Annotated in this window: 13 protein-coding genes; 4 read left to right on the top strand and 9 right to left on the bottom strand. The window is 61.7% G+C overall.

The genetic code is table 11. The annotated features are described in order from the left end of the window. Positions 1–27 precede the first annotated feature (27 nt). From IE091_RS01070 to IE091_RS01040, 7 genes are read right to left on the bottom strand one after another with little or no spacing between them, the layout of a single operon-like run. Positions 28–705 (bottom strand): protein-L-isoaspartate(D-aspartate) O-methyltransferase, encoded by a 678-nt coding sequence (locus tag IE091_RS01070; RefSeq protein ID WP_039175586.1) that lies wholly within the window; start codon positions 703–705, stop codon positions 28–30. Then, on the bottom strand, positions 692–1,438 hold the full coding sequence (surE, locus tag IE091_RS01065) for a 5'/3'-nucleotidase SurE (RefSeq protein WP_189462592.1): 747 nt from the start codon (positions 1,436–1,438) through the stop codon (positions 692–694). Before surE ends, IE091_RS01070 begins: the two co-directional genes overlap by 14 nt. Positions 1,439–1,459: 21 nt before the next feature. Next, positions 1,460–2,500, bottom strand: a complete 1,041-nt coding sequence (gene truD, locus IE091_RS01060; protein ID WP_189462591.1) for a tRNA pseudouridine(13) synthase TruD — start codon at positions 2,498–2,500, stop codon at positions 1,460–1,462. Further along, a complete protein-coding gene (gene ispF / locus IE091_RS01055) occupies positions 2,493–2,981 on the bottom strand; it encodes a 2-C-methyl-D-erythritol 2,4-cyclodiphosphate synthase (protein ID WP_039175581.1) in 489 nt (162 codons plus the stop codon). Before ispF ends, truD begins: the two co-directional genes overlap by 8 nt. Continuing rightward, positions 2,981–3,706, bottom strand: a complete 726-nt coding sequence (ispD, locus tag IE091_RS01050) for a 2-C-methyl-D-erythritol 4-phosphate cytidylyltransferase (RefSeq protein ID WP_189462590.1) — start codon at positions 3,704–3,706, stop codon at positions 2,981–2,983. Before ispD ends, ispF begins: the two co-directional genes overlap by 1 nt. Then, a complete protein-coding gene (gene ftsB, locus IE091_RS01045; protein ID WP_016916293.1) occupies positions 3,703–4,068 on the bottom strand; it encodes a cell division protein FtsB in 366 nt (121 codons plus the stop codon). Before ftsB ends, ispD begins: the two co-directional genes overlap by 4 nt. A 44-nt stretch (positions 4,069–4,112) precedes the next feature. After that, positions 4,113–5,285 (bottom strand): GNAT family N-acetyltransferase, encoded by a 1,173-nt coding sequence (locus IE091_RS01040; RefSeq protein ID WP_039175578.1) that lies wholly within the window; start codon positions 5,283–5,285, stop codon positions 4,113–4,115. Positions 5,286–5,429: 144 nt separating this feature from the next. On the opposite strand from IE091_RS01040, the gene IE091_RS01035 reads away from it, so the two are divergent. The 4 genes from IE091_RS01035 (at position 5,430) to IE091_RS01020 (ending at position 12,098) form a co-directional block, all read left to right on the top strand. Further along, positions 5,430–6,785, top strand: a complete 1,356-nt coding sequence (locus IE091_RS01035) for an aldehyde dehydrogenase family protein (protein WP_189462589.1) — start codon at positions 5,430–5,432, stop codon at positions 6,783–6,785. A 72-nt stretch (positions 6,786–6,857) separates the two neighbouring features. Further along, positions 6,858–9,479: a GAF domain-containing protein gene (locus tag IE091_RS01030; RefSeq protein WP_189462588.1), complete on the top strand. Its 2,622-nt coding sequence runs from the start codon at positions 6,858–6,860 to the stop codon at positions 9,477–9,479. After that, positions 9,476–11,245, top strand: coding sequence for an EAL domain-containing response regulator (locus IE091_RS01025; RefSeq protein ID WP_039175575.1), 1,770 nt, complete (start codon positions 9,476–9,478; stop codon positions 11,243–11,245). The genes IE091_RS01030 and IE091_RS01025 overlap by 4 nt, the downstream gene beginning before the upstream one ends. Beyond that, positions 11,235–12,098, top strand: coding sequence for a MurR/RpiR family transcriptional regulator (locus tag IE091_RS01020; protein WP_039175574.1), 864 nt, complete (start codon positions 11,235–11,237; stop codon positions 12,096–12,098). Before IE091_RS01025 ends, IE091_RS01020 begins: the two co-directional genes overlap by 11 nt. An 8-nt stretch (positions 12,099–12,106) precedes the next feature. On the opposite strand, the gene IE091_RS01015 is transcribed toward IE091_RS01020, so the two are convergent. Then, entirely contained in the window at positions 12,107–12,466 is a 360-nt protein-coding gene (locus IE091_RS01015) for a RidA family protein (RefSeq protein ID WP_096921374.1), read from the bottom strand. 99 nt (positions 12,467–12,565) lie between these two features. Next, positions 12,566–13,042: an Lrp/AsnC family transcriptional regulator gene (locus IE091_RS01010; RefSeq protein ID WP_039175572.1), complete on the bottom strand. Its 477-nt coding sequence runs from the start codon at positions 13,040–13,042 to the stop codon at positions 12,566–12,568. Positions 13,043–13,247: the final 205 nt, after the last annotated feature.

The following is a 13,247-nucleotide window of genomic DNA, read 5'->3' as shown; positions in this document are numbered from 1 at the left end:
TGAAAAACAGTCCTATCGTTCGACGCTTCAATCCACGACTCCTTGCAACAGGGGAACAAAGCGCACGGGTTCGAGCCGGCGCTTTTCAAATGCACAGCCAATGCGCTTGACCTGAGTCAGCCACTGGCTGCCGTCGGACTCTTCCAGCGGCGCAATCAATACGCCTTCTGGCGTCAACTGCTCGAGCAGTACCTGAGGCAGCGTTTGCGCACAGGCAGTGAGCAAAATCACATCGAAAGGGGCGGCTTCCGGCCACCCTTCGCCCCCATCGGCCACGGCCAGCGTCGCCGGGGCATCCAGCCGCCATAGTCGTTCGGCGGCACGCTCGTGCAGCGCGTGGATGCGCTCGACGGAGTAAAGGGTGTCGACCAGGCGAGACAGAATCAACGTTTGATAGCCGGAGCCCGTCCCGACTTCCAGAACACGCCGAGGCGATGCCTTCAAGACCAGCTCGGTCATGCGCGCCACAGTCAAGGGTTGCGACAGGGTCTGCCCAAAACCAATCGGCAGTGCGGTGTCTTCATAGGCGCGGTGTGCCAGCGCTTCGTCCACGAACAAATGACGTGGCTCACGGGCCATCACCTCCAGCACCCGCGCATCATGCACACCCTGCTGCTGCAGGCGTTCGATCATGCGATCTCGGGTGCGCTGAGAAGTCATGCCACGACCTCTCAACTCGCCGGGGGATAGATCAGGCAAAGGCATCCAACCAGTCCTGTACATCGCGGCGCGCCGGATGGCGCGTCAGGTCAGTTTGCAACGGGGTGATCGAGACATAGCCCGCCTCGACCGCCGCAAAATCGGTATCCTCGCCATCATCGGCGTTGGCCGCCACGGGGGCAATCCAGTAGCGCGTGCGACCACGGGGGTCTTGTACCGGAACGGGCTTCTCGGCAGGACCCCGATACCCCAAGCGGGTCACCTTGAAGCCTTTGATGGCTTCCCAGGGCAGATCAGGTACATTGACGTTGAGCAGCGTACGCGGCGGCAACGAAAGGCGGTCGGCGGCCCCCACCAGACTGGCCGCCACGTGCGCGGCCGTAGCGAAGTGCTGGGTGCCGCACAGCGACATGGCGATGGCCGTCATGCCCAGGTTACGGCCCTCCATGGCGGCGGCTACCGTCCCGGAGTAGAGCACGTCATCGCCCAGGTTGCTGCCATGATTGATGCCGGAGATGACCAGGTCTGGCCGTTCGTCCCACAGCCCGTTCACGCCCAGATAGACGCAGTCGGCCGGGGTGCCATCGACGCTATAGAAACCGCTGTCCAGTGCGGTCAGCGACAGCGGCCGAGACAGTGTCAGCGAATTGCTGGCCCCGCTACGATCGCGGTCAGGGGCAACCACGCGCAGGTGCGCATGGGCCGTGAGCGCATCATGCAGCGCCTTCAGGCCGGGGGCGTGAACGCCATCGTCATTGGAAAGCAGCAGTCGCCGCATGTCGGTCTCCTTACACGTGCATCAGGCGGTGTCGGGGTGGTCGATCAACTCGCCGATCACCGCCGTGGCAAAGCTGCCTCGCGGCAGGGCAAACGAGAGTAGCACAGCGTTGTCTTCATGGGTGATGCTGGGTGATATCAGGCAGGCGCGCAGGGCCCGCTGGGCTCGCTTGACGCCACTTTTTTCAAGCCCTTCACACAGCGCTGGATGCCGCTGTCGAAGCAGAGTTTCATACTTCGCCGCCGCCCCCTGCGCCAATTCACCAACGCCCCACAACACCCCGGTGGGGTGAAGGTCCATCGCGGCGGCCCGCTCGATCAGCGCCTTATCCACTGAATCGACGGCAAACACGCTCTGGGTGCCTTCCAGCATCAGCGTGTCGCCTGCCAACGGGCAGCACCAACTGCCCTCCTGCAAGCGCACGCTGAGCAATTCGTTGAACAGAAAGCTGCGGGCGGTGGAGAGCATCATGCCCTGGCGGTCATCGCGTTTGCGCCAGCCCTTGGCCAGCACCGCCTGGGCTCGCTGCAAGTTGCGGGCACCCGCGCCAAAGCGCTGATGGCCAAAATAGTTGGGGACGCCGTGACGGCACAGTGCTTCCCAGCGCGGGGTAAAGTCTTCCCGCTGCACGGCGTCGCCACTGAGCCGCAGTTGAAAATGGTTGGTGCGGTGCACGCCGCGCTTCAGCTTGCGCGGGTGGCGCGCCTGCTCCAGCACCTGAATGCCCAGCTCGGCCAGGGTACCTGCCAGCCCTTCAGGCGCTTGGCGCCCCGGCAGATGTACGCTGAGCCACTGCCGCGTGACGGCGACCCGGTCTTTCATTCCTGAGTAGCCGATGTCGCGCTGTCCCACGCTGCATAGTCGGCTGAGCTGTCTGACCACCTCCAGCGTGGTCAGGTTGCGCTTCTCCACCCGCAGCCAGAGATGCTCGCCCTGCCCTTCGGGGATGAAGTCGAGCTGCTCGTCGACCCGAAAATCTTCCGGCGCGGTGCGGTAGTGGCCTGGGGCGGGCGGGCCGAAATCGGCCGTCAGGCTGCGCTGCCAATCAGGAAGTTCAAGCATCCGCTGACGCTCGCGGGGTCAGCAGCACTACTGCCTCGGCGGCGATACCTTCACCCCGGCCGGTAAAGCCCAGCCGTTCGGTGGTGGTGGCCTTGACGTTCACCTGGCCCAGGGCGATTTCCAGATCCTGGGCAATGACGGTTCGCATGGCCTGGATATGAGGCGCCATTTTAGGGGCCTGCGCCATCAAAGTGGCATCTAGATTGCCCACCTCGTAGCCGGCATGGCGCACCAGCGACATGACGTGACGCAGCAAGCCACGGCTATCGGCGCCTTTCCAGGCGGGGTCGGTATCCGGGAAATGATGGCCGATATCGCCCAGCGCGCAGGCACCCAGCAGCGCATCGCTGATGGCATGCAGCAGCACATCACCATCGGAGTGCGCCACGAACCCCTGCTCGAAGGGCAGCGCGACGCCTCCAATCATGAGATGGTCGCCGGGTCCAAAGCGATGCACGTCAAATCCATGGCCAATTCGCATTAGGCGCTCCTGTTGCCGTTATCCGCCATCGACGCGGCGGCTTGTTGAGTGTGTAAGATGGCGCCCGCCAGCGCCAGATCGCCGGGGTGGGTCACTTTCAGGTTGTCGCGACGACCGTTGACCAGCCGCGGGGCCTCTCCCAATGCTTCGACGGCAGAGGCTTCGTCGGTGACCAGCGTACCGTGCTGTACAGCCTGCTCCAGGGCGCGCACCAGCAGCGCATAACGAAAGCCTTGCGGAGTCAGCGCATGCCACAGCCCGTCGCGGGGTTCGGTGCGCAGGCTGCACTGATCACCTCGGTCACGCTTCATGGTGTCGGCCACCGGCATGGCCAACAGCGCACCGGCCGAGTGGCTCTGGATGGCCGCATGCAGCGCCAGCAAGTCCTGCTGGGTGATACAGGGGCGCGCCACGTCATGCACCATGACGATGTCATCCGCACGAGCGGGAATGGCACGCAGCGCGTTGAGCACACTATGCATGCGCTCCTGGCCGCCATCGACCCGCTGCCAGCGCTTGAACGGTACGCTATGCGGGTCGAACCAGCCGTCGTCGCGATCGAGGCAAAGCACCAGATGGGCCTCGGGAAAAGCCTGGGCTAGCCTGGCCAGGGTATGGGCCAGGATCGGCTGCCCATCGAGCGACAAATACTGCTTGGGCCGATCAGCCCCCATGCGCTTGCCCTGCCCTGCGGCAGGCACCACCAGCCAGAGCGTTTCACTCATGGCTCACCGCCTTCGCGCTCACGCGGTGGAATGACCCCAGGCTGGGCGATCAACCCCGCATGAATCCCCAGCAGCTCGTTTTCGATGGCGACACCAGGCACCCAGAAAAATTGCTCGTCGGAACGCACCATGCCCATATCGCTGCGTGCACGCTCTTCGATGGCGGCCAGCCCGGTTTTCAAATCCGTGACCTCGGCCGCCAGTCGGGCGTTACGCTCGCGCAGGGGCTGATTGGCCGCCTCCTGTTCAGCCACACGCTCTTCGACCCGCTGAAGGTCGCGCCAGCCGCCGTTGCCCAGCCACAGTTGATACTGCATCAGGCCAAGCACTGCCAGCAGTATCACCAAGAGCCATCTGTGCATGAGAGTGTTCCTGTATAAAAGCCAGAGCGGCGCGCATTATGCCATCAAGCCGCAGGGTCCTGCGACGCCAGAGGCGACTTATAGGGTAAAGACTGGCTGGCCGCCTGCCGATACGCCTGAACATGCTCGGCTTCCTGCTGGCAAAACTGCCCTACTCCGGCAGCCAACCCGGGGTGAACGATGTAGTGCAGCGAACGCACGCGCTGCGGGGCAAAGCCACGCACCAGTTTGTGCTCTCCCTGCGTGCCGGGGTCGAACAGCGTCAACCCGGCTTCCAGGCAGTATTCAATGCCTTGATAGTAGCAAGCTTCGAAGTGCAGGCAGTCTGCGACCACTTCGCTTCCCCAGTAACGGCCATAGAGGGTCGTGGCATCCTGAAAACAGAGCGCCGCTGCCACCGGGCGGTCTTCCAACCGGGCCTGGATCAGCACCAGCGACTCGGTCATGGTATGACGCAGGCGCTCGAAAAAGGCGTGATTCAAATACGGTGGGCGACCACGCTCATGGTAGGTAATGGTGTAGCAGCGGTAGAAGTGCGCCATGTCTGCGTCACTGATCTCACTGCCCACCAAACGCGTCAGGGTAATCCCCTGTTCGGCCACCAATCGGCGCTCACGTTTGATCATCTTGCGGCGCTTGGATGCCAGCGAGGCCAGAAAGCCTTCGAAATCCCCAAACCCCTGGTCATGCCACTGAAACTGTACGCCTTCACGAGTGATGAGCTGCGGCCACTGGCGTTGCCAGGCGCCCACCTCCTGCTCATGGGCAAACAGCAGATGCCAACTGGAGAGCTCCCGGGCTTCACACAGCTGCTCGATGCCCTGGGCCAGACAGGCGTATACCTCAGCAGCAGGTGCCTCCACGGCGATCAGAGTGCGTGGCCCAGGTACGGGGGTGAACGGCACCGCACTCAGCGCCTTGGGGTAATACTGCCCTCCTGCCCGTTCCAGCGCGTCGGCCCAGCCCCAGTCGAACACGTACTCACCGTAGGAGTGGTATTTGCGATACAGCGGCAGCGCCCCGACGAGCTGCTGCCCTTGCCAGACGCACAGATGACTGGGCTGCCACCCCGTGGCAGCACTGACCGAGCCGCTTTGCTCCAGCGCCTGGAGAAACGCATGACGCATGAACGGCTGACCCGGCGCAGCCAATGCATCCCACTGGCTTGCCGAAACGGCCTCGATGGCAGGTAGAATGGTCAACGACAGAGAAGGCATGACAACTCCCAGGGCACGGGCAGACGCCGTGGATGGCTTACTTTACCATTAACGATGTGAACAATTGTCAATGTCTGGCGTCGAGGGTTTCCCCCTCTATAACCTGCCAGTATGGTCAATGTCGAACGATTCCAAGGAGTGGCCATGAAGCGTGATCTCAAGACCCTACTGACCGCGCAGCGGGAAACCGCCGCCACTGCGCCCTACCCGACCCTCGCCATTCGGCGTGAGCGTCTGGCACGCTTGGCACTCATGACACGGCGCCATCAACGGGCGATCATCCAGGCGATTCAAGCGGATTTTGGTCAGCGCAGTGAAGTGGAAATTCGCCTGGCCGAGATCAGCTCGGTGCTGCATGCCATTCGCCACGCCCGCCTGCACTTGTGGCACTGGATGCGCCCGCAAGCCGCCACCATGCCTTGGCGGCTGTGGCCAGCCCGTGCACGCATCTCGCCCCAGCCGCTGGGCGTGGTGGGTGTCATGTCCGCCTGGAACTACCCCTGGTGCCTGGCGCTGATGCCCACCGTGGATGCGCTGGCTGCGGGTAATACCGTGCTCCTCAAACCCAGCGAGCAGGCGCCGCATACCAGCGCGCTGCTGGCCAAGCTGGTGCCGCAATACTTTACCGATGACGAGTTCGTTGTGATCGAGGGAGGCGAGGACGTGGCCGCCGCCTTCAGCGCACTGCCGTTCGACCACCTGGTCTTTACCGGCTCGAACCGCGTGGGCCGCCTGATCGCAGCCGCCGCTGCGACCAACTTGACCCCAGTGACGCTGGAGCTGGGCGGCAAGTCGCCTGCGCTGGTCGCCTGCGACGCGGATATGGAGAGCGCTGCCGAGGCCATCGTGTTCGGCAAAGGATTCAACAACGGTCAAACCTGCCTGGCTCCCGATTATGTTCTTGTAGAGGCCAGCCGCCTGGAAGCGCTGATCAAGGCACTGGAGCGGGCCATACGCCAGCAGCGCCCCACCGCCAAGGAAGCCACCGGCCATGTCAGTGAACACTTCGCCACACGCAGTGAGCGCCTGATCGAGCAGGCGCGTGATCAAGGCTGCCGCGTGATCGATCACGGCTCGCATGCTCCCGCGCTGGTGATCGACCCCCATCAGGGGCTTCCTCTGATGCAAGAGGAGATCTTTGGCCGTGCCTTGCCGATCATCAGCGTACAGCACCATAAGGACGCGCTGCGCTTCATCAACGCTCGCCCAGCGCCGCTGGTGCTCTATGCTTTTACCCATGACCAAGGATTGCAGCAGCTACTACGTGAGGGCACTCGCTCGGGCGCGTTGGTGTTCAACGAAACATTGCTGCACCACGCCGTGCCTTCGCTTCCCTTCGGGGGGGTCGGTGAAAGCGGCATGGGGGCTTATCATGGCCGCCACGGCTTCGAGCGTTTCAGCCATATGCGGGGAATGTTTTATCAAGCCAAACGTGCCAACAGCCGCTGGCTGCGACCTCCTTATCGCCGCTGGCTGCTGAAATTGCTCAGGCTCGGCTAAAGATTACAGGCCAACGCCCGATATTTATCTAATATGCTTTGATTGCATACGCTCACACACTCAGGAAATGCCATGCACTCGGCCGACTTACCAGACAATGAATCTCAGCGCCTGGCTGCCCTGCATGGGTTACACGTTCTCGACACTGCAGACGACGAAGGCTTTGCACGCCTCACGCAGCTGGCCTGCGAGCTGTTCGACGTACCCACGTCGCTGGTGTCGCTGGTGGACCGTGACCGGCAGTGGTTCAAGGCGCGTCAAGGGGTCGATGCCTGTGAAACCAACCGTGAAGTGTCGTTCTGCGCCCACGCCGTGGCGGCCGATGCACCGTTGGTGGTGGAAGATACTCACGAGGACGAACGCTTTTTCGATAATCCGCTGGTCACCGGGGCTCCCCACATACGCTTTTATGCGGGCCACCCTCTCCGGCCTGCTCAAGGGATGGTCGTGGGCACGCTGTGCCTGATCGGCCCCGAGCCACGCCCATTTTCCGACCGTGACCGCCGGCTACTCGAACAGCTGGCAGGCCAGGTCGATGAGCTGCTGCGTCAGCATCAGATGCGCTACCACCTCTCCCAGACGAATCTGCGCTACCAGACACTGTTCAATGGTAGCGCCACGGGCATCGTCCGAATCGACCGCACAGGCAAGGTGCTGAGCATCAACCCCTATGCGCTCAGCATGCTGGGCTATGCCCATCATGAAGTGGTAGGGCGCAACGTTTCCATGCTGACACCCGCGTCCATCCGTGACCAACATGACGGTTTCCTGGCCCACTTTCTGGCCGGAGGCGACCCCAGGGTGATTGGCCGTGGCCGGGAAGTCGACGCACTGCACCAGCAGGGCCACACCGTACCGGTGCATCTCGCGGTCAATGCCATTGCCGATGAAAAGGGGGAAATCGTCGAGTTCCTGGGCATCCTGACCAACTTGACGGATGTGCATGCCGCCACCAAGCGCATGCACAAGGAGCAGAGCCTGCTCAAGGTGTTGCATCAGGGTATCACCGACTATCAGGCGCTGATGTCCGGCGAGCAGCTGTGGACGTTCCTGATGGAGGCACTGCGCGAGCTGACCGACAGTGACTACGCCCTGATCGGCGAAGTGCTCCCCACGGACACCACCAGTGCCTTGAAGATCCACGCCATCACCGATCTGTCCTGGAACGACGAGTCGCGCCACCTGATGGAAATGCTGCGCAGTGGCGACATGACCCTGACCAATCCGGACTCGCTGCTTGGGCGGGTGTACGCCCATGGCGAAACGGTCATCACCGATGACGTCTATGGGCACAACAAGCGGGGCGGCTTCCCTCCCGGTCACCCGCGGCTGGACAACTACCTGGGTGCGCCCATTTTCAGTGGCGACCAGTTGATTGGCATGTTCGCCATCGCCAACAGCAGACAACCGCTGGACCAGTCGCTACTCAACTGGCTGCAGCCCTTCACGGATACCTGTGCCCTGCTGATCAATCTTTATCGGCAAATGGCCGAACGCGAACAGGTCGCTCTGGATCTGGCCACGGCCCGTGACCAGGCTGAAAAAGCCAACCGAGCCAAGAGCGACTTCCTCTCTTCGATGAGCCATGAGCTGCGCACGCCACTGAATGCCATCATCGGCTTTGCCCAGTTGCTGGCCAAAGGTCGACGAGAGCCACTTAGCGAAAAGCAGCAGCGGCAGGTAGGCCAAATCGAGAAGAGTGGCCAGCACCTGCTGAGCCTGATCAATGAGGTGCTGGACCTGGCCAAGATCGAATCTGGGCACATGAGCCTGTCCATCGAGACCATTGCCCTCGATCGCTTGCTGGAAGATGCTGCCAGTACACTGGAAGCCAGCATCGAAGCCGCAGGCATTCACTTTCAGCGCCCGACCCTCGACTCGAGCTGGGTCGTGCAGGCGGATTACACCCGCACCAAACAGGTCCTGCTGAACCTGCTCTCCAATGCCATCAAATACAATCGCCCTCAGGGCAATATCACCCTGGAGGTGGTGCCCCAGGCACCGATGCTGCGCGTCAGCGTGACCGATACTGGCAAAGGCATCCCTGCCGAACGTTTGGAAGAGTTGTTCGAACCCTTCAATCGGCTGGATGAGGAGCACGGCGTCATCGAAGGGACGGGCATCGGCCTGGCCATTACCCGTGAGCTGGTGGAGCGAATGGGGGGGGCCATTGGTGTGGACAGCCAACCCGAACGTGGCTCCACCTTCTGGTTTACCTTGCCCATGGCAGAAAAAAACACCGCCGAGCCTTCCTCGGCGGTGTCGGCAACGTTGGGAGACACTGCCTCACAGAGCAGCTACCGCCTGCTCTATATCGAGGATAACCCCACCAACCAGAAGCTCATGGAAGATATCGTGGACGACTACCCACACGTCCAGCTGCAAACCGTGTCCAGCGCCGAGCTGGGGCTTGAAATCATGCGCTACTCGCCGCCCGACCTGGTATTGATCGACATCAACCTGCCAGGCATGAGCGGTTATCGAGCGCTGGAGATCATTCGCCACGATGAGCAACTCAAGCATCTTCCCGTCATTGCCCTGTCGGCCAACGCCATGGAACGGGACATTGCCCGAGGCCTCGAGGCTGGCTTTGCCGACTACCTGACCAAGCCCATCGACCTCGACAAGCTCTCCGCGACCCTGAGCCACTATCTGGCTGTCGCCCCCGCCCACTCTCCAAGGATGGCCACATGACCCTGATGAGCAAGCGCTTACTCATCGTCGACGACAACAGCATCAACGTCGAGCTGCTGCTGGACCTGCTGGACGATCACGGTTTCGACCACGTGCAGGGAATCAGCGACCCTCGCCAGGTGCTGGGCCTGTGCCAACAGCAGTTGCCCGACCTGATCCTGCTGGATATTCGGATGCCCTACCTGGATGGCTATGGGGTCATGTCACAGCTGCAGGCGCACTTCGGGGCTCAGATGCCGCCAGTCATCGTACTGACCGCCCAGATCGATGACGAAACACGCCATAAAGCGCTGAGCATGGGGGTCCGTGATTTTCTCACCAAGCCCTTCAAGCATGACGAGGTGCTCCAGCGCATTCGCAACACGCTGGATGTGGAACACCGCTATCAGGTGCGCGACAAACAGGCCGAGACCCTCGAACAGATGGTGGCCAAACGCACCGAAGAGCTGGACCGCCAGTCGCGCACCGACCCCATTACTCAATTGCCCAATCGGCGAGCACTGACCCAGACGCTGCAGGAAGCCGCCAAGGCAGGCGACGACACTGGCCTGCTGTTCATCGCTCTGGATCATCTCGACGATGTGGTACGCCTGCACGGCTACAGCGTTGCCGATCAGCTCATGGTGCATATCAGCCATCGGCTCCACGCCCAGCTATGTGAACGCTGCACCCTGGGCGTATGGGGCGGCAGTGAACTGCTGGTCATTGCCGATAGCAACGACCTCAAGGCCCTGCGCCAGCTGGCATCCAGGCTACTGAGCTGTTTCGATCAGGATCAGGCAGTGGGAGACCTGCTGCTGCCGCTCAATGCGCGCATTGGCATCAGTTGGGCGCAGGGCCCGTTCGACAGCGAACGGCTGGTGCACAAGGCTGCTCTGGCGCTACCCCAGTCAGGCTCGCTGCGCATTCAAAGCTACAACGAAACGCTGGAAACCCAGCAGCGCCACCGCCTGCACCTGCAGCAGGCCATTCGTGGGGCGACCCAGCGTGGCGAGATGTCGTTGGCTTTTCAACCCAAGCTGTCGCTGGCCACCCAGCGGGTGCTGGGCGCCGAAGCGCTGTTGCGCTGGCACCATCCCGAGTTGGGGCATGTCTCGCCTGGCGATTTCATTCCCCTGGCCGAGGCCAGTGGCGATATTCTGTCGATTGGCGAATGGGTGCTGGAAGAGGCCATGCGCCATATTGCCCAGTGGCGGCAGCAGGGCCTGCTGGACGATGACTTCCATATCGCCGTCAACGTGGCTGCGCGCCAATTGGCACGCAAGGATTTTGCCGAGGCGCTGCTGGCGCGACTCGCCCGGCACGGGATTCCGGCACGCTTTTTTGCGCTCGAAGTGACCGAGTCTGGCCTGCTCAGCGACCTGGATAACGCACGTATCCAGTTGGCCCAGTTGGCGGATGTGAATATTGCCGTGGCCATCGATGATTTTGGCACCGGCCACTCATCCCTCGCTTATGTGAAGACCCTGCCTTTCTCGACGCTGAAAATTGACCGGGCCTTCGTCATGGATCTGGAAAAGGACGCCGTGGATCGTCACCTGGCCTTGACCATCACCCAACTGGCCCATGCGGTGGGCTGTGACGTCGTCGCCGAGGGCATCGAAACGGCTGCCCAGGCCGACTATTTGCGCTCGATAGGTTGCGAAGCGGCGCAAGGGTATTACTATGCTCGTCCACTGCCTGCAGATGAGTTTTATCACTGGTGCAGCCAGTGGACGCCTCGTTTACCCTCAACGCCTGCCACGGAGTCAGTCAATGGCGCATGACCTGCTAGACCGCCTAAGGGAACGTCTCGAAGAGCTGAATCGTTCGGAGCGCAAGGTGGCGAACGTGATCCTCGACGACCCGGCAGCCGCCACCAGCCTGAGCATTGCCAGCCTCGCCCAGGCGGCCAGCGTCAGCGAGCCTACCGTGAACCGGTTTTGCCGCAACTTCGGCGCCAAGGGCTATCCCGATTTCAAGATCAAACTGGCGCAGAGCCTGGCCGGCGGAACGCCTTACGTGACTCGTGCCGTCGAGCCCGGCGATACGGCCACTCAGTACACGCACAAGATTTTCGGGGCTACCATTGCCGCCCTGGACGAAGCCCAGCGCGAAGTGGACATGGCCGCCGTCGAGCGCATGGTGGATTACCTGACCCAGGCCAAGCAGATTCACTTTTTCGGGTTGGGTGCCTCCGGCGCCGTGGCCCAGGATGCGCAGCACAAGTTCTTCCGCTTCAACTTGCCGGTCATGGCATATGTGGATGTGCTGATGCAACGCATGGTGGCTGCCGCCTGCCATACGGGCGATGTGGTGGTGATCATTTCCTACACGGGCCGCACGCGGGAACTGGTCGATATCGCCAAGGTAGCCCGCGAAGCAGGCGCCGTGGTGCTGGGGATTACCGCCCCCGACTCTCCGCTCTCACGGGAGTGCACCGCGACCCTGGAAGTCGCCACCCCCGAAGATACCGACCACTACATGCCCATGACCTCCCGAATGATTCAGCTCACCCTGATCGATGCGCTGGCCACGGGGGTCACCCTCAGGCGCGGCGAAGATTTCTTGCCGCACCTGAAGAAGATCAAGGACAGCCTGCGCGATACCCGCTTTCCGGCCGAAAAGCCCATCAAGTAACGTGGCGACTACGCATCTACCGCCGTGGTCACGGTAATCTCGACTTTCAACTCATCGGCAGGCATCGGTGCACACACGCAGGTGCGTGCCGGTGCATGGCCTTCCGGTACCCAGGCATCCCAAACCTCGTTCATGGCCGCAAAATCGCTGCCCTCCTTGAGGTAGATCGTCGCACTGAGCAACTGCTCGCGGCTGGAGCCGATCTCCTTCAATAGCGCATCCACCCGCGCCAGCATGCTCTCGGTCTGCTCCTTGATATCGCCATGGCGCGCCTCTGGCCCCGCCACCTGGCCACACAGATATGCCACGCCGCCATGGATCACGGCACGGCTCATGCGGGCTTTTGTATCATGACGCCGAATACTCATGGTTCAATCTCCTGTATCGATTAAAAAAAGCAGTGTAAACCGCCAGCAAGCCACTGCCTATGCCATATCGAACTGACCGGTCATATCGAACAGCCCGTCTCAGGTAGGTACCGGGCGGTGCTCGAAGACACGGCGCAACACAAAGCTGGTATGCGCCCCTGTGACCCCTTCGATCCGATTGATGACATGCAGCAGCAGATGCTGGTAGTCATCCATGTCCTTGACCAGAATCTTGAGCTGAAAGTCGGCGGCTTGACCAGTGATGATCAAGCACTCCACCACGTTGGGGATGTCACGCACGTGGCGCTCGAAGTTATCGAAGCGCTCAGGGGTGTGTTGATCCATGGAAATATGCAGCAGCGCCATCAGCTGATAGCCCAGCGGCCGAGCGTCCACCACGGCCCGGTACTGGGTAATCAGCCCATGGGTTTCCAGCGCCCGAACTCGGCGCAGGCAGGGGGATGGCGAGAGGCCTATGCGTTCGGCCAGTTCCTGGTTACTGATGCGCCCTTCCTGCTGAAGGATATCCAGGATACGACGATCATAACGATCCAGCGTCAGGGGAGTCACCGACATACTCGACAGCCTCTACTAATGAAATCCATAAACCCGCCATATTCTGCCACTTTTTCTGCCCACTGGCCTATTTTCGCAATAACCTTTCGCGGCATTCTGGTTACACTAGCATGGCTGCCAAAAGCAGCTGCTCCCAGGGCCTCTTACCCGGAGGCCTGGCACGCGGCTCACGCCACAAGCGGCCGCCTCAAACAACCTCATGCTT

Origin of the sequence: Vreelandella hamiltonii (assembly GCF_014651775.1) — a bacterium.
In the GTDB taxonomy this organism is placed as follows: Bacteria; Pseudomonadota; Gammaproteobacteria; order Pseudomonadales; family Halomonadaceae; genus Vreelandella; species Vreelandella hamiltonii.
Note: the sequence above shows the minus strand (reverse complement) of the source record. Positions and strands in the feature narration are given on the sequence as shown.

Bases quoted from the DNA above. Each gene is read 5' to 3' on its own strand.
- IE091_RS01015 (WP_096921374.1), bottom strand. From the start codon at position 12,466: ATGAGTATTCGGCGTCATGATACAAAAGCCCGCATGAGCCGTGCCGTG.
- IE091_RS01070 (WP_039175586.1), bottom strand. From the start codon at position 705: ATGCCTTTGCCTGATCTATCCCCCGGCGAGTTGAGAGGTCGTGGCATG.
- IE091_RS01025 (WP_039175575.1), top strand. From the start codon at position 9,476: ATGACCCTGATGAGCAAGCGCTTACTCATCGTCGACGACAACAGCATC.
- ftsB (WP_016916293.1), bottom strand. From the start codon at position 4,068: ATGCACAGATGGCTCTTGGTGATACTGCTGGCAGTGCTTGGCCTGATG.
- IE091_RS01030 (WP_189462588.1), top strand. From the start codon at position 6,858: ATGCACTCGGCCGACTTACCAGACAATGAATCTCAGCGCCTGGCTGCC.
- ispF (WP_039175581.1), bottom strand. From the start codon at position 2,981: ATGCGAATTGGCCATGGATTTGACGTGCATCGCTTTGGACCCGGCGAC.
- ispD (WP_189462590.1), bottom strand. From the start codon at position 3,706: ATGAGTGAAACGCTCTGGCTGGTGGTGCCTGCCGCAGGGCAGGGCAAG.
- IE091_RS01040 (WP_039175578.1), bottom strand. From the start codon at position 5,285: ATGCCTTCTCTGTCGTTGACCATTCTACCTGCCATCGAGGCCGTTTCG.
- IE091_RS01020 (WP_039175574.1), top strand. From the start codon at position 11,235: ATGGCGCATGACCTGCTAGACCGCCTAAGGGAACGTCTCGAAGAGCTG.
- IE091_RS01035 (WP_189462589.1), top strand. From the start codon at position 5,430: ATGAAGCGTGATCTCAAGACCCTACTGACCGCGCAGCGGGAAACCGCC.
- IE091_RS01010 (WP_039175572.1), bottom strand. From the start codon at position 13,042: ATGTCGGTGACTCCCCTGACGCTGGATCGTTATGATCGTCGTATCCTG.
- surE (WP_189462592.1), bottom strand. From the start codon at position 1,438: ATGCGGCGACTGCTGCTTTCCAATGACGATGGCGTTCACGCCCCCGGC.
- truD (WP_189462591.1), bottom strand. From the start codon at position 2,500: ATGCTTGAACTTCCTGATTGGCAGCGCAGCCTGACGGCCGATTTCGGC.